This window comes from Streptomyces sp. NPDC043861 (genome assembly GCF_056435905.1).
Genome location: NZ_JBWKDP010000002.1, coordinates 259,125 through 277,545 on the forward strand (window position 1 = coordinate 259,125; position 18,421 = coordinate 277,545).

Annotated in this window: 19 protein-coding genes; 8 read left to right on the plus strand and 11 right to left on the minus strand. The window is 68.7% G+C overall.

The window, feature by feature from the left end; genetic code table 11:
- Nucleotides 1-8: 8 nt before the first annotated feature.
- Entirely contained in the window at nucleotides 9-1,172 is a 1,164-nt protein-coding gene (locus tag AC068D_RS05690) for an HpcH/HpaI aldolase/citrate lyase family protein (RefSeq protein ID WP_478821679.1), read from the minus strand.
- A 219-nt stretch (nucleotides 1,173-1,391) separates the two neighbouring features.
- Here AC068D_RS05690 and AC068D_RS05695 point away from each other — a divergent pair, with 219 nt between their 5' ends.
- Nucleotides 1,392-2,186: a TerD family protein gene (locus AC068D_RS05695; protein ID WP_478821680.1), complete on the plus strand. Its 795-nt coding sequence runs from the start codon at nucleotides 1,392-1,394 to the stop codon at nucleotides 2,184-2,186.
- A 40-nt stretch (nucleotides 2,187-2,226) separates the two neighbouring features.
- On the opposite strand, the gene AC068D_RS05700 is transcribed toward AC068D_RS05695, so the two are convergent.
- The 6 genes from AC068D_RS05700 to AC068D_RS05725 all read right to left on the minus strand — a co-directional run bounded on the left by AC068D_RS05700 (nucleotide 2,227) and on the right by AC068D_RS05725 (nucleotide 6,895).
- Entirely contained in the window at nucleotides 2,227-2,964 is a 738-nt protein-coding gene (locus tag AC068D_RS05700; protein ID WP_478821681.1) for a TerD family protein, read from the minus strand.
- 129 nt (nucleotides 2,965-3,093) lie between these two features.
- Nucleotides 3,094-4,224 (minus strand): DUF475 domain-containing protein, encoded by a 1,131-nt coding sequence (locus AC068D_RS05705; protein WP_478821682.1) that lies wholly within the window; start codon nucleotides 4,222-4,224, stop codon nucleotides 3,094-3,096.
- A gap of 285 nt (nucleotides 4,225-4,509) precedes the next feature.
- On the minus strand, nucleotides 4,510-5,085 hold the full coding sequence (locus AC068D_RS05710; RefSeq protein ID WP_478821683.1) for a TerD family protein: 576 nt from the start codon (nucleotides 5,083-5,085) through the stop codon (nucleotides 4,510-4,512).
- A gap of 97 nt (nucleotides 5,086-5,182) precedes the next feature.
- Nucleotides 5,183-5,758, minus strand: coding sequence for a TerD family protein (locus AC068D_RS05715; RefSeq protein WP_478821684.1), 576 nt, complete (start codon nucleotides 5,756-5,758; stop codon nucleotides 5,183-5,185).
- A 115-nt stretch (nucleotides 5,759-5,873) separates the two neighbouring features.
- Nucleotides 5,874-6,332: a peroxiredoxin gene (locus AC068D_RS05720; RefSeq protein ID WP_478821685.1), complete on the minus strand. Its 459-nt coding sequence runs from the start codon at nucleotides 6,330-6,332 to the stop codon at nucleotides 5,874-5,876.
- A gap of 125 nt (nucleotides 6,333-6,457) precedes the next feature.
- On the minus strand, nucleotides 6,458-6,895 hold the full coding sequence (locus AC068D_RS05725) for a DUF3052 domain-containing protein (RefSeq protein ID WP_478821686.1): 438 nt from the start codon (nucleotides 6,893-6,895) through the stop codon (nucleotides 6,458-6,460).
- Between the two features lie 336 nt (nucleotides 6,896-7,231).
- Between AC068D_RS05725 and aceE the strand changes: the two genes are divergently transcribed.
- Nucleotides 7,232-9,979 carry a pyruvate dehydrogenase (acetyl-transferring), homodimeric type gene (gene aceE, locus AC068D_RS05730; protein ID WP_478821687.1) on the plus strand — a complete coding sequence of 916 codons (2,748 nt, stop codon included), beginning with the start codon at nucleotides 7,232-7,234 and terminating at the stop codon, nucleotides 9,977-9,979.
- 65 nt (nucleotides 9,980-10,044) lie between these two features.
- Nucleotides 10,045-10,869, plus strand: coding sequence for a potassium channel family protein (locus tag AC068D_RS05735; RefSeq protein ID WP_478821688.1), 825 nt, complete (start codon nucleotides 10,045-10,047; stop codon nucleotides 10,867-10,869).
- On the opposite strand, the gene AC068D_RS05740 is transcribed toward AC068D_RS05735, so the two are convergent.
- From AC068D_RS05740 to AC068D_RS05750, 3 genes are all read right to left on the minus strand, one after another.
- The gene (locus AC068D_RS05740) at nucleotides 10,855-11,175 is read right to left on the minus strand and encodes a small hydrophobic protein (RefSeq protein ID WP_478821689.1); all 321 of its coding nucleotides are present in this window, start codon (nucleotides 11,173-11,175) and stop codon (nucleotides 10,855-10,857) included. The two genes, AC068D_RS05735 and AC068D_RS05740, sit on opposite strands and share 15 nt — an antisense overlap.
- Nucleotides 11,176-11,194: 19 nt before the next feature.
- Nucleotides 11,195-11,629 (minus strand): peptidase inhibitor family I36 protein, encoded by a 435-nt coding sequence (locus AC068D_RS05745; protein WP_478822018.1) that lies wholly within the window; start codon nucleotides 11,627-11,629, stop codon nucleotides 11,195-11,197.
- Between the two features lie 151 nt (nucleotides 11,630-11,780).
- Nucleotides 11,781-13,373 (minus strand): MFS transporter, encoded by a 1,593-nt coding sequence (locus AC068D_RS05750; RefSeq protein ID WP_478822019.1) that lies wholly within the window; start codon nucleotides 13,371-13,373, stop codon nucleotides 11,781-11,783.
- Between the two features lie 139 nt (nucleotides 13,374-13,512).
- Here AC068D_RS05750 and AC068D_RS05755 point away from each other — a divergent pair, with 139 nt between their 5' ends.
- The 3 genes from AC068D_RS05755 to AC068D_RS05765 all read left to right on the plus strand — a co-directional run bounded on the left by AC068D_RS05755 (nucleotide 13,513) and on the right by AC068D_RS05765 (nucleotide 16,631).
- On the plus strand, nucleotides 13,513-14,172 hold the full coding sequence (locus AC068D_RS05755) for a TetR family transcriptional regulator (protein ID WP_478821690.1): 660 nt from the start codon (nucleotides 13,513-13,515) through the stop codon (nucleotides 14,170-14,172).
- 289 nt (nucleotides 14,173-14,461) lie between these two features.
- The gene (locus tag AC068D_RS05760; protein ID WP_478821691.1) at nucleotides 14,462-15,673 is read left to right on the plus strand and encodes an alpha/beta hydrolase; all 1,212 of its coding nucleotides are present in this window, start codon (nucleotides 14,462-14,464) and stop codon (nucleotides 15,671-15,673) included.
- Nucleotides 15,674-15,758: 85 nt separating this feature from the next.
- Nucleotides 15,759-16,631, plus strand: coding sequence for a DUF4429 domain-containing protein (locus AC068D_RS05765; RefSeq protein WP_478821692.1), 873 nt, complete (start codon nucleotides 15,759-15,761; stop codon nucleotides 16,629-16,631).
- Between the two features lie 126 nt (nucleotides 16,632-16,757).
- Here AC068D_RS05765 and AC068D_RS05770 read toward each other — a convergent pair whose 3' ends face one another.
- Nucleotides 16,758-16,955: a hypothetical protein gene (locus AC068D_RS05770; protein WP_478821693.1), complete on the minus strand. Its 198-nt coding sequence runs from the start codon at nucleotides 16,953-16,955 to the stop codon at nucleotides 16,758-16,760.
- Between the two features lie 67 nt (nucleotides 16,956-17,022).
- On the opposite strand from AC068D_RS05770, the gene AC068D_RS05775 reads away from it, so the two are divergent.
- Complete coding sequence (locus tag AC068D_RS05775) at nucleotides 17,023-17,193, plus strand: hypothetical protein (RefSeq protein ID WP_478821694.1); 171 nt, start codon at nucleotides 17,023-17,025, stop codon at nucleotides 17,191-17,193.
- Between the two features lie 103 nt (nucleotides 17,194-17,296).
- On the plus strand, nucleotides 17,297-18,421 hold the full coding sequence (locus AC068D_RS05780; protein WP_478822020.1) for a 2,5-dihydroxypyridine 5,6-dioxygenase NicX family protein: 1,125 nt from the start codon (nucleotides 17,297-17,299) through the stop codon (nucleotides 18,419-18,421).

Consider the following 18,421-nt stretch of genomic DNA (forward strand, 5'->3'; position numbering starts at 1 on the left):
CCTCGTCATCAGCCGGCGAGCCCGGCGGTCAGCAGCTCCACGAAGCCCACGTCCTCGCGCGCCACGCCGAAGACCTCGGCGCGCCGGAGCGTCCGCTCCGCCCAGGCGCGGTGCGGCTTCACCTCGTTCATCTTGTTCGTGTACGCCGAGCGCATCACTCCTCCGCCTCCCCGCTCCGGGCGAAGGATGTCCTGCGCGTCGCTGAACTCTTCGTGACTGACAACCGACAGGGCGTGCACGGGCAGCACGTGGGAGGGGTGGATACAGGTCTTGCCGAGCAGTCCGTTGGCACGGTCCATCTCGATCTCCCGCAGCAGCCCGTCGAGGTCGTGCTCGATCAGCGCGGTACGCAGTTCCTCGGCCCGCACCTCCATGAAGGGGCTGCGACGGAGCTGGGGCTTGAACATGCGCTCCTGGAGACGGAAGTACTCCCACACCGGACCGGTGATGGTGAATCCCGTACCGTCGGAACGGCCGAGCACATTGACGACATCCGCAATGACATTTGCGACGATCTGGACATCGTACGCCGTCATGTCGGGTGGGCGACGCAGCCCGTACGCGGAGCAGAAGTCGGTGACGCCGAGGCGCAGCGCCAGCACCCGGTCCCGGTGCTTGTCCACGGTGCGGGCGATACCGGCCAGGGTCTCCGCCCTGGTCTCCAGGTACAGCAGCTCGGGCGACTCGAGCACCGGCATCGCGTAGAGCCGGCGGCCGCTCTCGGCCTCGGCGGCACCGAGCGCACCGAGGAAGGCCCCGCCCCGCTCCTCGGTGAATTTCGGTAGTACAAATCCAGACAGCAGCCGGACGGTGTCGCCGAGGCGCCGGGCAAGGTCCGGGATCTGCCGGGGCTCCCGGACGCGGATGAAGAGCAGCGGCACTTCGGAGCCACGCCCGGCAAGGTCGGCGAACTGCCGGACGAGATTCTCCTCGGCGCCCTTCACCTCGGCGTCATCGATGGAATCCTCCAGGCAGAGGACCATGGAGACCACTCCACGGGCGGCTTGCTTCAGCACGTCGTCCGCCAGCCGCGGCCGCGTCGCGGGGCTGTAGAGCGTGGCCCCCAGCGCGACCGAGAGCAGTGATGCAGGAGAGCCGGCATCGAACTCCGACGGCTCCCGATGGAACAGTTCCTTCCGAGCAGTGGCCGGGATATGCCCGAAATGACGCATGTAAGTCCCCCGTACTGCCGTTTCGGCCCTGTCGTGTAGGTGGCCGGTAATAGTACGTAGGTGCAGGTGTCAAGAGTTCCCCGGGCACATGAAATCCAGGTAACTCGACCGCGTACCGTCCCGACTCAGACTGCCCGCATCCGGGCATGCGCATGCCCAGCCCCCTCTTCCCGTGCCCCGCGTTGTCCGGGCGGGGCACGGGAAGGCAGGATGACGTGCATGACGCACGCGATGCTGAAGGGCTCGAACGTTCCGCTCGGGGCGACGGCGGTACGGGCCGTACTGCGCTGGTCTCCCGGCCCCGGGGTCCCTGACGTGGACGCCTCCGCCCTGCTGCTCGGCTCCGACGGCCGTGTGCGCTCCGACGAGGACTTCGTCTTCTACAACCAGCCCCGCCACCCCTCCGGACTGGTGCGGCTGATGCCGAAGAAGCGGGTGGCCGAGGGTCTGACCGACACCGTCCAGGCCGACGTCGGCTCCCTCGACCCGTCGGTCGACCAGGTGGTGCTCGCGGCATCGTCGGACGGCGGCAGCTTCGCGGGCGTACGGGATCTGCGGATTTCGGTGTACGACGCCGCGACGGCCGATGGCGAGCCGCTGGCCGTGTTCGACGTCCGGCCCGAGACAGGTGAGGAGACCGCGATCATCTGCGGTGAGCTCTACCGGCGCGGGGACGGCTGGAAGTTCCGCGCGGTGGGGCAGGGGTATCCCACCGGGCTGATCGGCCTGGCCACCGCGTTCGGGATCTCGGTGGACGAGACCGAACCGACGGCGCAGGCGGAGCCGTCCACGGCGTCCCGAACGCAGCCGGAGCCGGAGACACAGGCGGTCACGTCCCCGGCGTACGGCTACCCGCAGCAGACCTCACCACAGCCCGCCTACGGCTACCCCCAGCCGGCCTCACCCGCGCCCCAGCCCGCGTACGGCTATCCGCAACCGGCCGCTGCGGCGGCGCCGGCTCCCGACGCGAACTTCCGGCTGCCTCCGATGGGGCCCCAGTTCATCCGCCAGTGACCGCGGACGCGGGACCCGCCACGGGGCGCGGGACCGCCGCTCAGGCCTTGGTCTTGTAGCCGCGGCCCCACTGCAGCCCCCATCCGTACAGCCGGTCCAGCTCGGCCTGGAAGCCGTAGACGAATTTCACCTCGCGGCGCACGACCAGCTCGCCCTTGACGTTCTCCACGGTGAACACCGCGCACGAGCGGGCCTGCGGGGCCCGCTCGTCCAGTTCGATCTCCACGCGCGGCCCGTTGCTCGGGTACAGCGTCACCTTCGCGTGCGTACGGTCGAAGGCCGGTGTCCGGTCGTAGATGTAGACGAAGAACAGCAGCCGCTTGATCGACTCACGATGGTCGAGATTCACGAACAGCGTCTCGCCGGAGGGCGCGCCGAACCGGTCGTCGCCGCTGAGCCGGACGTACGGCGGCTCGTTGAGGCTTCCGAAGAAGCTGCCGAGCGGCTGTACGACGCCCTTGCTGCCGTCCGTCATCTCGTAGAGGCACCCAAGGTCGAGGTCCACATTGACCACACCCTGGGTGTGCGCCTGGACCAGCTCGGGCTGGAAGAGCTTGAACGGGTGCCGCAGCAGCCGTCCGCTCTGCTTCGAGCGGCCCTCGATGTCCGAGGTCCGCATCCGCCAGGACAGATTGACCCGCAGGTTGCCGGTGGCGGCACCCTGTTTGCTCAGCGAGACCTGCGGGTGCCGCCTGGTCAGCTGAATGGAATTGGTCGCAGCGCTTCCCGAGTCGAACTGTGCCGCCCTGCCCCGCCACCAACCGTCCCAGAAGGCCATGTCCCACCCCTGACTGCGCCCGGCCGATTCCCCCGGCCGGTGTCCCGATACAACCGCACGGGGCGGCCCGGAGGCCGTGTCCGTGCCTCCTGGCCGCCCCGCTGAGAGCGTTCCTCAAACCCCGGGTCGTCACACTTCCTTGGCCGCGACCTCCGGTTCGTCCTTCCCCTGCGCCTCGAGCGCCCTGTTGCGCCGCACAGAGGAGTAGAAGGACGCGGCGATCAGGAAGACGCCGACGAGACCGGTGATGATCTCACTGATCTGGTGCTCGATCGTGACGAGCAGGATGACGGCGAGCGCGCCGATGGCGTAGTGCGCGCCGTGCTCCAGGTAGACGTAGTCGTCGAGCGTTCCCTGGCGGACCAGGTAGACCGTGAGGGACCGGACGTACATGGCGCCGATACCGAGGCCGAGCGCCATCCAGAAGATGTGGTTGGTGATCGCGAAGGCGCCGATGACACCGTCGAAGGAGAACGACGCGTCGAGCACCTCGAGGTAGAGGAACAGGAAGAAGGCAGCCCTGCCGGCCAGACCGACCGCGGAGACCGGCTTGCCCGCGGCCTTGGCCTTCTCCTCCTCCTCGTGCTCGCGCTCCTCCTCTTCCTCGAGCTTGTCCTCGAAGTAGCCGGAGAGGCCGCCGACGATCAGATACGTGATCAGACCGGCGACGCCGGCGAGCAGCACCGTGGCGGACTTGTCCGCGTAGCCCGAGCTGGTGTGGGCGTGGGTGGCGAAGGTCATCGCCGTGCCGAGCAGCGCGATCAGCGCGATGCAGACCGACAGCATGTCGACCTTGCCCAGCTTGGCGAGCGGCCGCTCCAGCCAGGCGAGCCACTTGATGTCCCGGTCCTCGAAGATGAAGTCGAGGAAGATCATCAGCAGGAACATGCCACCGAAGGCCGCAATGGCCGGGTGGGCGTCGGTGACCAGGGCCTCGTACTGCTCGGGCTTGTCCATGGCCAGCTGGATCGCCTCGATGGGCCCGACCTTGGCGCTGATGGCGACGATGGCGACGGGAAAGACCAGCCGCATGCCGAACACCGCGATGAGAATGCCGACCGTGAGGAAGATCTTCTGCCAGAAGGCATTCATCTTCTTCAGGATTCCGGCGTTGACGACCGCGTTGTCGAACGACAGCGAGATCTCGAGGATCGACAGGATCAGGACGACCCCGAATGCCTCCCACCCCCACTGCCAGGCGGCGAATGCGAGGCCGAGTGCCGTAATGGCGAACGACCAGCCGAAAGTTCTCAGGACCACTGCTATCCCATCGGTTTGTACGGACCCCGCGAGAACGGTCTCCCCCGCGCCGCGCCCGGCTTTACGAAACGTTGACCCCGAGTCTAGAGCGACGGTTCCCGGGCGAGCCCTCCGCCCCTGCCCGCCCGGGAGCGTGCCTGCACCGGGCCCGGACTCCCTGCCGGGCCCTCACCCCTTCGATGACGACCGGAAACGTGCGCGCGGACCATGAAAGTGCTGATCGCGTGGCTGACACGGCGGTGGCACCCGAGAGAGGCGTTCCTGATGACTGCCGGATCACTCCCTTTACGAAACGTTGACCCCGAAGTCCAGAGCGATACCCCGGAGCCCCGACGCATATCCCTGCCCCACGGCCCGGAACTTCCACTCGCCCCCGTACCGGTACAGCTCTCCGAAGATCATCGCGGTTTCCGTCGAGGCGTCCTCGCTCAGGTCGTAGCGCGCGAGTTCCTGGCCGTCCGCCTGGTTGACGACGCGGATGAAGGCATTGCTGACCTGGCCGAACGTCTGGCCGCGATTGTCCGCGTCATGGATGGAGACGGGAAAAACGATCTTGTCGCAGTGGGCCGGCACCGCGGAGAGATCGACGACCAGCGACTCGTCGTCGCCGTCACCCTCACCCGTCAGGTTGTCGCCGGTGTGGGTGACCGAACCGTCAGGGCTGGTCAGGTTGTTGTAGAAGATGAACCATTCGTCACCGAGCACCCGGCCGGCCTGGCAGAGCAGTCCGCTGGCGTCGAGGTCGAAGGGCGCTCCGGTGGTGGAGCGAGCGTCCCAGCCGAGTCCGATGAGGACCTGGGTGAGGTTCGGTGCGGCCTTGGAGAGGGAGACATTGCCTCCCTTGGCGAGCGTGACGCCCATGACGGTGTGTCCTCCCCTTGGATGTACGGAACTACAGGCGCGTCCGGCGCCGCACGGATGGTGTGCGGCGCCGGACACGGTCGTACAGCAGGCTGGCTCAGACGTTGACGCCGAAGTCCTGCGCGATGCCGCGCAGGCCCGAGGCGTAGCCCTGGCCGATGGCGCGGAACTTCCACTCCGCACCGTTGCGGTACAGCTCACCGAAGACCATGGCGGTCTCGGTCGAGGCGTCCTCACTGAGGTCGTAGCGCGCGAGCTCCTCGCCGTTGGCCTGGTTCACGACGCGGATGAACGCGTTGCGCACCTGGCCGAAGGACTGCTGGCGCGTCTCGGCGTCGTAGATGGAGACCGGAAAAACGATCTTCTGGACGTCCGTCGGGACGCCCGCGAGGTTGACCTTGATCTGTTCGTCGTCGCCCTCGCCCTCACCGGTGAGGTTGTCACCGGTGTGCTCGACGGAACCGTCGCTGCTCTTCAGATTGTTGAAGAAGACGAAGTTCCCGTCGCCGGCGACCTTGCCCTCGGCGTTCGTCAGCAGGGCGCTGGCGTCGAGGTCGAAGTCGGTACCGGTGGTGGTGCGGACATCCCAGCCCAGACCGACGGTGACCGCGGTCAGGTTGGGGGCGGCCTTGGTCAGCGAGACGTTGCCGCCCTTGCTGAGGCTGACTCCCACGAGTCCTCCCATGTGGTTTTCAGGGGCAGCGCCCCCATCGTGCGTTGGCATCGGATCAACGAGTGGATCCTAGTGACGGGTTCCCTGCCGAAACAGACACATCGGCCGGGGAAAATCAGAGCGCGTCGAGCGCCTTGACGTAGTCGTTCAGGTCCCGGGCGTCCGGGAGGGCGTTGACGACGCTCCAGCGCACGATGCCCTCCTTGTCGATGACGAAGGTGCCGCGGACGGCGCAGCCCTTGTCCTCGGCGAAGACGCCGTACGCCCGTGAGACCTCGCCGTGCGGCCAGAAGTCCGACAGCAGCGGGTACTCGAGACCCTCCTGCTCGGCGAAGACCCGCAGGGTGTGGATGGAATCGTTGGACACCGCGAGGAGCTGGGTGTCGTCGTTGACGAACCTGGGCAGTTCGTCGCGGAGCGCGCACAGCTCGCCGGTGCACACACCCGTGAATGCGAACGGGTAGAAGAGCAGCACCACGTTCTTCTCGCCTCGGAACTCGCCGAGGGTCACGGTCCGCCCGTGGTTGTCCTTGAGCTCGAAGTCCGGGGCCTTGGTGCCGGCCTCGATCGCCATGTCCACTCCATCCCTGCGCCGGTTGTGACGGATCCCCCGGGCCGTCGGCCTGCCCGGAGAGGTCCACCCTACGCACAGGGCCCCTGCCGACGACCGTCGGCAGGGGCCCCGGGGGCAGCCGGCGCTCAGCGCTTGGACTTCGCCGCCTTGGGCGTGACCAGCCTGCTGCCGGTCCAGTCCTTTCCGGCGTTGATGCTCTTGGTCTGGGAGAGGCCCGCGGTCTGGGCGGCCTCGTTGATGTCACTGGGCTCGACATAGCCGTCACGGCCGGTCTTCGGCGTCATCAGCCAGACCGTTCCGCCGTCATCGACCAGCCCGATGGCGTCCACCAGGGCGTCCGTGAGGTCGCCGTCCTCGTCACGGAACCAGAGCAGGACGACGTCTGCCACGTCGTCGTAGTCCTCGTCGACGATTTCCTGGCCGGTCACGGCCTCGATAGCCTCACGGAGCTCCAGCTCGACGTCATCGTCGTAGCCGATCTCCTGGACCACCTGTCCGGGTTCGAACCCCAGCTTCGCTGCCGGGTTGGTCCGTTCCTCCGCGTGGTCCGCGGTCGCGCTCACGGCTTGCCTCCTGATCTTGTTTCGGAAAATGCTTCGGCCGCGCGCGTACGCGAGGCGTTGGCCGTAGTCCACACGGGCGGGACCGATCGCGCAAGTACCCGGCCGCCGAGACCGCCGAAACGGTGACGTTTACGGCCGTCCCGCCGTAACCAGGCAGCAAGGCGTCCGGGGGAACCGGAGCGTCCCGCCCCCTTCGCCACCTTTGTACGCTTCAGTGGCGCCGGTCCGCCAATCGGGGGCGGTTGGTTACCCATCGGTAGAGATGACGTAATTGCTCCCGGGGTACACGATGGGGATCGGCGTTACCACCCAGCAACCGAGCAGTGAAGGAACAGCGTGGCTTCCGGATCCGATCGCAACCCGATCATCATTGGCGGCCTGCCGAGCCAGGTCCCGGATTTCGATCCGGAGGAGACCCGGGAGTGGCTCGACTCCCTCGACGCCGCCGTCGACGAGCGCGGCCGCGAGCGCGCCCGCTATCTGATGCTGCGCCTGATCGAGCGTGCCCGCGAGAAGCGCGTGGCCGTGCCCGAGATGCGCAGCACGGACTACGTGAACACGATCGCGACCAAGGACGAGCCGTTCTTCCCCGGCAACGAGGAGATCGAGCGCAAGATCCTCAACGCGACCCGGTGGAACGCCGCGGTCATGGTGTCCCGCGCCCAGCGCCCGGGCATCGGCGTCGGCGGCCACATCGCCACCTTCGCCTCCTCGGCCTCTCTTTACGACGTGGGCTTCAACCACTTCTTCCGGGGCAAGGACGAGGGCGACGGCGGCGACCAGATCTTCTTCCAGGGCCACGCATCCCCCGGTATCTACGCCCGCGCATTCCTGCTCGACCGGCTGAACGAGGCGCAGCTGGACGCCTTCCGCCAGGAGAAGTCGAAGTACCCGAACGGACTGTCGTCGTACCCCCACCCCCGGCTGATGCCGGACTTCTGGGAGTTCCCGACCGTGTCGATGGGCCTCGGCCCGCTCGGCGCCATCTACCAGGCGCGGATGAACCGCTACATGGAGGCGCGCGGGATCGCCGACACCTCCAAGTCGCACGTGTGGGCGTTCCTCGGCGACGGCGAGATGGACGAGCCCGAGTCGCTGGGCCAGCTCTCCATCGCCGCCCGTGAGGGTCTGGACAATCTGACCTTCGTGGTCAACTGCAACCTGCAGCGGCTCGACGGCCCGGTGCGCGGCAACGGAAAGATCATCCAGGAGCTGGAGTCGCAGTTCCGCGGCGCCGGCTGGAATGTGATCAAGCTGGTCTGGGATCGCTCCTGGGACCCGCTGCTCGCCCAGGACCGCGACGGTGTGCTGGTCAACAAGCTGAACACCACGCCCGACGGGCAGTTCCAGACGTACGCCACGGAGACCGGCGCGTACATCCGCGAGCACTTCTTCGGCGACGACCATCGGCTGCGGGCCATGGTCGACGGCATGACCGACCACCAGATCCTGATGCTCGGGCGCGGCGGCCACGACCACAAGAAGATCTTCGCGGCGTACGAGGCGGCGCGCGCCCACAAGGGCCAGCCGACCGTGATCCTCGCCCAGACCGTGAAGGGCTGGACGCTCGGCCCGAACTTCGAGGGCCGCAACGCGACCCACCAGATGAAGAAGCTGACGGTCGACGACTTGAAGGGCTTCCGCGACCGGCTGCACCTGCCGATCACGGACGCCCAGCTGGAGAGCGGCCCACCGCCGTACTACCACCCGGGCCCCGACTCGGAGGAAATCCAGTACATGCACGACCGCCGCAAGGCCCTGGGCGGGTACGTGCCGACCCGGGTCGTGCGGTCGAAGCCGCTGGTCCTGCCGGACGAGAAGACGTACGCGGCCGTGAAGAAGGGCTCCGGCCAGCAGTCGATCGCCACCACCATGGCGTTCGTCCGGCTGCTGAAGGACCTGATGCGCGACAAGGAGATCGGCAAGCGGTTCGTGCTGATCGCTCCGGACGAGTACCGCACCTTCGGTATGGACTCGTTCTTCCCGAGCGCCAAGATCTACAACCCGCTCGGCCAGCAGTACGAGGCCGTGGACCGCGAACTGCTGCTCGCCTACAAGGAGTCGCCGACCGGCCAGATGCTGCACGACGGCATCTCGGAGGCGGGCTGCACCGCCTCACTGATCGCCGCGGGCTCGGCCTACGCGACGCACGGCGAGCCGCTGATCCCGGTGTACGTCTTCTACTCGATGTTCGGCTTCCAGCGGACCGGAGACCAGTTCTGGCAGATGGCCGACCAGCTGGCACGCGGATTCGTGCTGGGAGCCACGGCGGGACGCACGACCCTGACCGGTGAAGGTCTGCAGCACGCGGACGGCCACTCGCAGCTGCTGGCCTCCACCAACCCGGGATGTGTCGCGTACGACCCGGCCTTCGGCTTCGAGATCGCGCACATCGTCGAGGACGGTCTGCGGCGGATGTACGGCTCCGACGCCGAACACCCGCACGGCGAGGACGTCTTCTACTACCTGACCGTCTACAACGAGCCGATCCAGCACCCGGCGGAGCCGGCCGACGTCGATGTGGACGGCATCCTCAAGGGCATCCACCGCTTCAAGGCGGGCGAGGCGGGCCAGATCCCGGCGCAGATCATGGCGTCCGGTGTCGCGGTGCCGTGGGCCCTGGAGGCGCAGAAGCTCCTCGCCGACGAATGGAACGTACGGGCCGACGTCTGGTCCGCGACGTCCTGGAACGAGCTGCGGCGCGAGGCCGTCACGGTGGAGGAGCACAATCTCCTCCACCCGGAGGAGGAGCAGCGCGTCCCGTACGTGACGCAGAAGCTCTCCGGTGCCGAGGGCCCGTTCGTGGCGGTCTCCGACTGGATGCGGTCGGTACCGGACCAGATCTCCCGCTGGGTGCCGGGCCGCTACACCTCGCTGGGCGCCGACGGTTTCGGCTTCGCGGACACGCGCGGCGCGGCCCGCCGGTACTTCCACATCGACGCGCAGTCGATCGTGCTGGCCGTGCTCACCGAGCTGGCGGGGGACGGCAAGGTCGACCGCTCCGTGCTGAAGCAGGCCGTGGACCGCTACCAGCTGCTCGACGTGGCGGCGGCGGACCCGGGTGCGGCGGGCGGCGACGCATAGCGGAGGCACAGCGCAGGGCGGGTGCGGGGGAAACGACTCCCCCGCACCCGCCTACGATGCGCGGCATGAAGGAAAGAACGCCGCAGATGCGCTGGGAGGCACGCAGCCAGGGGCCGCTGCTGGGGCTCGCGCTGGTCTTCGGGCTGGCGTACGCCGTGCCGATCGTGGCACCGGACGCCCGGCCGTGGGTGCATCACCTCTGCCAGACCGTGGAGTGGGTGGTGTGGGGCGCGTTCGCCTTCGACTACCTCGTAAGGCTGGTGCTGGCCCCGCACAGGTGGCTGTTCGTCCGCAAGCATCCGCTCGATCTGCTGGCCGTACTCCTCCCGCTGGTGCAGCCGCTGAGGCTGCTCCGCGTGGTCGCCACGCTGCTGCTGGCGGGACGGCGGGCCCGGATGGCCCCGCAGATCACGCTGACCACGTATGTGGCCGGTGCCGTGGTCGGACTGATGATGTTCGGCTCGCTGGCAGTGCTGGCCGTCGAACGCAATGCGCCCGACGGCAACATCAAGACGCTGGGCGACGCCGTGTGGTGGTCGTTCACGACGATGACGACCGTCGGATACGGCGACCACGCACCGACGACGGGCCTGGGCAGGGTCCTCGCCGTCGGGCTCATGCTGTCGGGCATCGCCCTGCTGGGTGTGGTGACGGCGAACATCGCGGCGTGGTTCATCGCCCGCTTCGAGCGGGACGACGAGGAGGAGCGCCGCCAGACGGCGCTCCTCGAGGCCCTGACCGTGGAGGTCAGGGAGCTGCGGGCGGAGGTGGCACGGCTGTCGGACCCGACAGCCGTGCCGGCTCAGCAGGGGACCGCCCGGACGGTTCCCGGGGTGCTCCCCGGCGCCCCTGGCCCGGATCCCCTGCGGGAGACGCTAGATCCCCGCTAGTGCCGTGAGACCTCCGACGGGGGCGGCGCCGGCGAGCGCGACGATGGCCAGGACGGTGTCGATCGCCCCGAGGGCGACGGCGACCACCGCCGGCACATTGCCGCCGTTCCAGCGACGGCCCATGGCGAGCCATCCGCAGACGACCGCCGCCGGGCCGAGGACGATCCCCAGCACGAAGAATCCGGCGACCGCGCAGACCAGCCCGATGATTCCGAGCGTCGCGCCGTCCGGCCCGCTCCGCGACCACATACGGCCTCGTGAACGGGGGTTCCTGCGCGTACGTGAGGTGTACCCGAAACCGTTCATGGACCTCGGGTACCCCCGTTCAGCTCTCCCAGACCTTGAAGGCCCTGACCCGGTAGGGGATTTGCGGCACCCAGGTCCCCCCGCCCGGATATGTGTCGAACTCCCCGGTCTCGGCGCACTCCGCCGACTGGTAGGTGGTGACGGGCCGTCCGGTGCGGTTGGCGAGGGCCTGGGCGGTGGTGCCCGCGGGGAGCGGGATGCAGGACTCGATGTCGATTCCGGACAGCTCATGGACGTGCCGGGTCCCGGTGAAGTCCGGTTTCTCCCAGAGGCAGAGCTCGCCCGGTGCGCACGCACCGAGCCGGGACCCCGGTGCGGCCGAGGTGAGGGAGGGTGCGGCTGCGGGGACGGGGCCCACGGAGTGTCCGGCGGGCGGGGAGGCCGGGCCGGACCCGGCGGCGTACGCCGGAGCAGCGGTCAGGACAAGGACGGCAGCGAGAAGGACGGTGCGCATACGGATCAACCCCCGTGTCGTACGGATCATCTGTCCGCACCCTGACCGGTGGCGACAGGGACGCGTAAGAGCCCCCGGACCGGTTCATCCTGATGGGCGACAGCCCCGCCGGAACCGTCCGGCGGGGCTGTCGTGCGTCACACGGTTGACGTCAGATGTGGGCCGCGCCCGTGCCCTCCCCCGCGTTCTCGCCGCGCCTGGCGAACAGGGCGACCCCGGCGGCCAGGACCGCGACGACGCCCGCGACGGTGAAGGCCAGGCCCATGCCGGACATGAAGGTGTCGTGCGCGACGTCGGCGATCCGCGCCGCGACGGGCCCCGGGGTCCCGGGGGCCACGGGGGCGATACCGACCTCGACCGCCTCCTTCGCCCGATCGAGGTACTGGGGCGGCAGCGGCGGGAGTTCCGCGTCCGTCCAGTTCCCGGGGAGGTCGGAGCCGACCCTGGCGGACATGACGGCGCCCAGCACCGCCGTACCGAGGCTGCCGCCGACCTGCATCGCCGCCTGCTGCAGACCACCGGCGACACCGGACAGCTCGAGCGGGGCGTTGCCGACGATGACCTCGGTCGCACCCACCATCACCGGCGCGAGGCCGAGGCCGAGGAGGGCGAACCAGAGGGACATCTGCAGCGTGCCGGTGTCCGTCGTGAGAGTGGTCATCCCGAACATCGCGACCGCCGTGCACACCATGCCGCCGACCAGCGGAATACGCGGGCCGAACTTGGTGATGAGCGCCCCGGCGAGCGGCGAGGAGACGATCATCATGGCGGTGAGCGGCAGAAGATGCAGACCGCTGTCGACGGCGCTCATGCCGCGGACGTTCGCCAGATAGAAGGTGACGAAGAACAGACCGCCCATGAAGGCGAAGGCCATCAGGACCATCAGGACCGTGCCCGCCGAGACCGGCACGGAGCGGAACAGCCGCAGCGGAATGAGCGGCTCCTTGACCTTGCTCTCCCAGACGGCGAACAGCACGAAGAGGACGGCGGCCCCGGCCAGCCAGCCCACGGTGGTCATCGAACCCCAGCCCCACTCACCGGCCTTGATCAGGGGCCAGATGAGGGCGAACATCGCGCCGGAGAGCAGCACGATGCCCGGTATGTCGAACGACTTCGGCGCGTTCTCGGCGCGGTGGTCCCTGAGGATGACCAGTCCGAGGACGAGCGCGACGACGCCGACGGGCACATTGATGAAGAAGACCGACTGCCAACTGACGTGCTCGACGAGCACGCCGCCGAGGATCGGGCCGCCGGCGGTGGAGGCACCGATGACCATGCCCCAGATACCGATGGCCATGTTCAGCTTCTCGGCAGGGAACGTGGCGCGCAGCAGACCGAGTGCGGCCGGCATCAGCAGCGCACCGAAGAGCCCCTGGAGCACCCGGAAGGCGATCACCAGTGCGATGGAGTCGGAGAGGCCGATGGCCCCGGAGGCCAGGGCGAAGCCCGAGACGCCGACGAGGAACGTCTGCCGGTGGCCGAACCGGTCACCGAGCTTGCCGGCGGTGATCAGCGCGACGGCGAGCGCCAGCAGATAGCCGTTGGTGATCCATTGGACGTCGGCGAGCGAGGCGCCGAGGTCCTTCTGAATGGCCGGGTTGGCGATGGCGACGATCGTGCCGTCCAGCGCGACCATCATCACGCCGACGGCCACGGCGAAGAGCGTCAGCCAGGGGTGGCCGCGGAGCCCCTTGGCCGGCGCCGGTGCGGGACGGTGGTCCTCGGGCGCCTTGTCGACGGTGATCTGACTAGTCATGCACCGAAGGCTAGTGTCAGTCTCTGACACTTGACAAAAGATTTCATGAGTCGGTGACTGTCATGTCGCTCACAGGTACGCTGAGCTGGGCAAAGCAGAAGAGGGACGGCGGAGAGCAGGCCAACAGGTGACGGGAACCGGACTCCGTGAGCTGAAGAAGCAGCGCACCCGCGACGCCCTGCTGCGCGTCGCGCTGGAACTCTTCACGACCCAGGGGTACGAGCAGACGACGGTCGACGAGATCGTGGAAGCCGTCGAGGTGTCCCAGCGGACCTTCTTCCGCTACTTCGCCAACAAGGAGGAAGCGGCCTTCGCCGTCCAGGAGATGGTCGAGTCCCACTTCGTGGCGGCCCTGCGTGAACGGCCTGCCGGGGAGGGCCCGTTCGAAGCGATGCGCAGGGCGGTACGCGAGGCATGGGACACCATCGGCGAGGCCATCGAGGCGGTCGTCCCCGTCGAACTCCACATGCGGACCTACCGGATGATCGAGTCGACCCCGGCGCTGCTCGCGGTGCATCTGCGCCGCTCCGCCGAGCTGGACGAACAGGTGGCCAGGCTGATCGCCGACCGCGAAGGCCTGGACGTGGACATCGACCCGCGTCCTCGCGTGGCCGTCGCCGCCTTCACCGGCGTGATGCGGGTGACGGGCCGGCTCTGGGGGCAGGGCGAGGACCCGAGCGTGGACGCGATCCGGGACCTGACCGAGAGATATCTGGACCACCTCGCGCCGGCGCTGGCCACGGACTGGCGTGCGCCGACGGCGAGCCCCGGCACCGAGCGGTCGTAGGAACCGGCCGCAGGAACCGGCCGCAGAGCCGTGCCCGGGAGCGGCGGCACAAGCAGGGTGGGCACCCGGAACCGGATCCGTGCCCGGCAGGGCAGGCACCCGGGACCGGATCCGCGCCCGGCAGGACAGGCACCCGGGACCGGGCACCCGTCCGGGTGCGCCGGGAGCGCCGGAGCGTACGGATGGCGCATACGGAGAGTGGCCGCGCTCCGCCATCCGGCCCGCGAACGCGTGATCTCTCTCACGGTCTTCGTGAGCGCCGTCGAGCTCCCCCTAGGCTGTCCCCTCAGTGACTGCTTCCGACTCCTCCCCCGCACTCGATGTCTGGCGCGCCCTGCTCGCTCTCGCCGTGGTGTTCGTGCTGCTCGCGACCACCGGCTGGACCGCAGTACGACATCAGCGCGGTCCCGGCGAGCCCAGAGACGTCGCGCTGGCCGCCTGGGAAAAGGCCCGGATCGGCACGCGCGCACTACCCGACCCCGCGTCGCCGCCCGCACTGCTGGCCGGATTCTTCGCCGCCATCGGCACCAAGAAATCGGCCGAACTGGCCGAGCGTCACCCCCTCGTCGTCGGCAACCTCAACGGTGCGCCGATCACACTGCGCTACCACGCCAACCGGATCGCCCTCGCGCAGGCGCGACAGGTCGAGGCGTGGCGGATGAACGACCCCCAGCTCTCCGTCGACGGCAGGAGCGAGGCCGTCAGCCGCATGCACCGCTTCGAGTCGATGCTGCGCCCCGGCCGGCAGATCCTTGCCTTCGACCCTTCGGGCAGGGGCCGCGCCGCCGAGGTCCTCGGCGATCTCGACCGCGCCGAGCGGGTCTCGGTGATCGTCCCCGGTGTGGACACGAACCTCCTGACGTTCGAGAGGAGCAGCCGCAGGTACAGCGCCCCCGTGGGGATGGCACATTCGCTGTACGACGCCGAGCGCACGGCCTCCCCCACCACCCGTACCGCCGTCATCGCCTGGGCCGACTACACCTCACCGACGGGTGTGGGCCTGGACGCCTCGACCGGCAGACTCGCCGCGAGCGGTGCAGATCGGCTGGTGGCCCTGACCGGGTCACTGCCCGGCTCCGCCCCGGTGTCGCTCTTCTGCCACAGCTACGGCTCGGTGGTGTGCGGTGTCGCCGCCCGCGAGCTGCCCGGCCGGGTCGACGATCTGGCGGTCGCGGGCAGCCCGGGGATGCGGGCGGAAAGTGCGGCCCACCTGGACACGGACGCCCGGGTCTGGGCGATGCGGGACAGCGACGACTGGATCCAGGACGTGCCGAACCTGGAGGTCGGCGGGCTCGGACACGGTGCGGATCCGGTGGCTCCGGACTTCGGTGCACGAGTGCTGTCCGCGGCCGGTGCGGTCGGTCACGCAGGCTATTTCGAGCCAGGCACGGAGAGCCTGTCGAACTTCGCCGAGATAGGCGTCGGTTCGTACGACATGGTGAGCTGCGCGGACGGCGAAGGCACCTGCCGCAACGGAATTTACGGCGGTCAGGACGTCTGACGCGCGGAGGTGCACGCGTGGGGGCGTGCGGCAGTGTTTCCTCCGAGGGGCGACGCGCGGGCGCACGCCGCCTACGATGAGGCGCATGGGTGATGTGCTGGCCGGAATTCATGCCGCCTGGGAGTTCGAACCGGACTCTGTACTCATCCGCTTCACACGGGGGGCCCGTGGCACGCCGAAGCTGTTCCAGGCACTGGGCGAACGGAGCATCCCCCTCGAAGCGCTGGAGTCGGTGGCCCTCTCCCCGGGCAAACGCGGCACGGTCGTGCTGCACGCGGTGCCGAGACCGGGCGCCGATCCGCTGATGGATGCGGCCGCGGGCCAGCTGAAGGCGGGCTGCGACCCGTACCGTCTGGTGCTGCCCGCGGAGCGGGAGACGCTCGCCGAGTACTACGCCGACGAGCTGCGGGCCGTCCTCCCCGGCGACAGGGCGGTGCCCGGGCCCGCGCCGTCGTATCTGGTCAAGTCGGTGGCGGCGCCGCTGCAGTTCAAGGCGTACGACGGCAAGGCGGCGTTCGACGGGGAAAAGGTGTCGTTCCGCTGGTTCTGGACGGGTGCCTCGTCCGCGAAGTGGAAGGCGGGCGACCAGACCTTCGCCGTATCCGAGTTGTCAGGGGTCGAGTGGCGCTCCCCCGATGTCTTCGACGGACACCTGCGCCTGCTGCGGCGCGGGGGCGACCCCGCGAACGAAGCCCCGCAGCCCGCACAGGCGGACCAGGACCCGGCGGCGGTCGTCTTCGGCCTCGGCTACGGCCCGGTCCACGAGTCCCTGCCGTTCGCTTCGGCGGTCCTGGAAGCGATCCAGGGCGCGACGTCGGTCGCGGCGCCCCTGCCCGTGCCGCACGACCCGGCCGGGGTCGCCGAGCGCATCAGGCATCTGGGCGAGCTGTACAGCGCGGGACTGGTGACGGACGAGGAGTTCTCGGCGAAGAAGGCGGAACTGCTGGCCGAGTTGTGAGCGGCTGGCGCCGCGCGGACGAACGGCGCCCACGGGAGGGTCGGCGGACGATGTGAGCACCCCCGGGGTAGACGGGTACGGATCACGGGCTGACCTTCCGCACGTCCTTTGTGAGCGCCTGGCGCCTCATGGCCGGAGCTGAAACGGATCCACGGATACGTCCGCGTCCACGCCGTCCCAGCCGGAGCCGACCTGCGCCACGTGCGCCGTGACCATCCCCGGCTGCGCCCGGCCGTAGTCCTCGGGCACACCCTCGACGGACCACTGACCGATCGACGCGGACCGTGCCAACTCATTTGCGGAGAAGGGGTGTTGAAGAGTCAACTCGGTTGCCTCTGCATGATCACGCGACCTAGGCTCGCGTGAAACCACTGTTGCAGAAGGGGTCAAGATGGCACTGGGTTACATGACGGCCACCAGCACCACGGCTGAGTCGACCTCGTACGAATCGCTGGTCGAAGAGGCGCTGCGTGAACTCGCCGCAGCAGAGTCGGATGAGGTCCTGGAGCCTGTGGGGAGCGGCGAAGAGGGTCCGCTCATGGCGTGGTTCGTTTCCACCTGATCACTCCCGCAGGACTCCTGGGAGTCCCGGCCGCACAGGAGTCCCGCGGCCGGGACTCCCCTTGCGACGAACCAGATGCCAGGGGGAACGGATCTTGAGCGTTATGCAGTTCAGCCGCGAAGTGCGGGATGGAGTCGACTCACTCCTCGACCGGTATGTCAGCATCTCCAGTCGCGATCACTGCGTTGTCGCGTTCTCCCCGGACAGCCGGGAGGCAGCCGCCTGGCTGGTGGCCGGCCTGAAGCAGCGAAACCTCAGCGCACAGCTCGTGGGCATGCGACCGCTGGTGGACTACGAGTTCGCCCAGCGCCTGGACTCCGCCGTGCCGGAGGCCGACTCCTTCACCGGCCGGCTCGTCATATTCACGCTCGAGAAGGACACCATGTCCCACTTCTCGCCGCTCCTCAGCGTGCTGCGGCGATTCGGCGATGAACGGTGCATGGTGGTGCGCATCATCAGCGCGTCGCGAGAGTTCTTCGAAAAGGCCCTCGTCCTCGGACCTGAGGAGCTCAGCGCCAGGAACGCCGCACTGCTGACGCGGCTGACCAAGGCACGCCACATCAGGATCCGCACCCGAAGCGGCACCGACCTGCGCATCGGCCTCGACTCCGATCGATTCGACTGGATCAGCAATCGCGGTGTGTGGCGGCCGGGCGGGTTCACCATTCTTCCGGCGGGGGAGATCGCCACGTATCCCGCGAGGATCGACGGCCGCCTGGTAGCGGACGGAGCCCTCAACTGCAACGTCATCACCCGGCTGGACACAAGGCTGGCGGACCACCCGTTGACGGTCGACATCGAGGACGGGCGCGCCACCGGCTTCACGTGTGCCGACGACGAAGTCCGCGAACTGGTGGAACTCTGCTTCAAGCAGCCACACGGCACCCGAGTGGGCGAGCTCGGCTTCGGAACGAACACGGGCATCGACGAGTTCATCGCGGCCAACTCCCACATCAACGAGCGGCGGGTCGGGGCGCACATCGGATTCGGGCAGCACAACCAGGACCGTTCCGTGGTCGACTACGAGGAGAAGGTGCACCTCGACCTCATCACCGACGGCGCGGAGGTCCTCATCGACGGGGAGCCGGCGCCCATCGACCTGGCCGACATCCGGTTGACCGGGGACGAGCACCCTGCGCTGGTACGGGACGAGGACATCACGGGCGACTGCTGCGGGTTCGGGTACGGCCAGTTGACCGATCCCGCTTCGGCGTCCGCGATCGGCTGA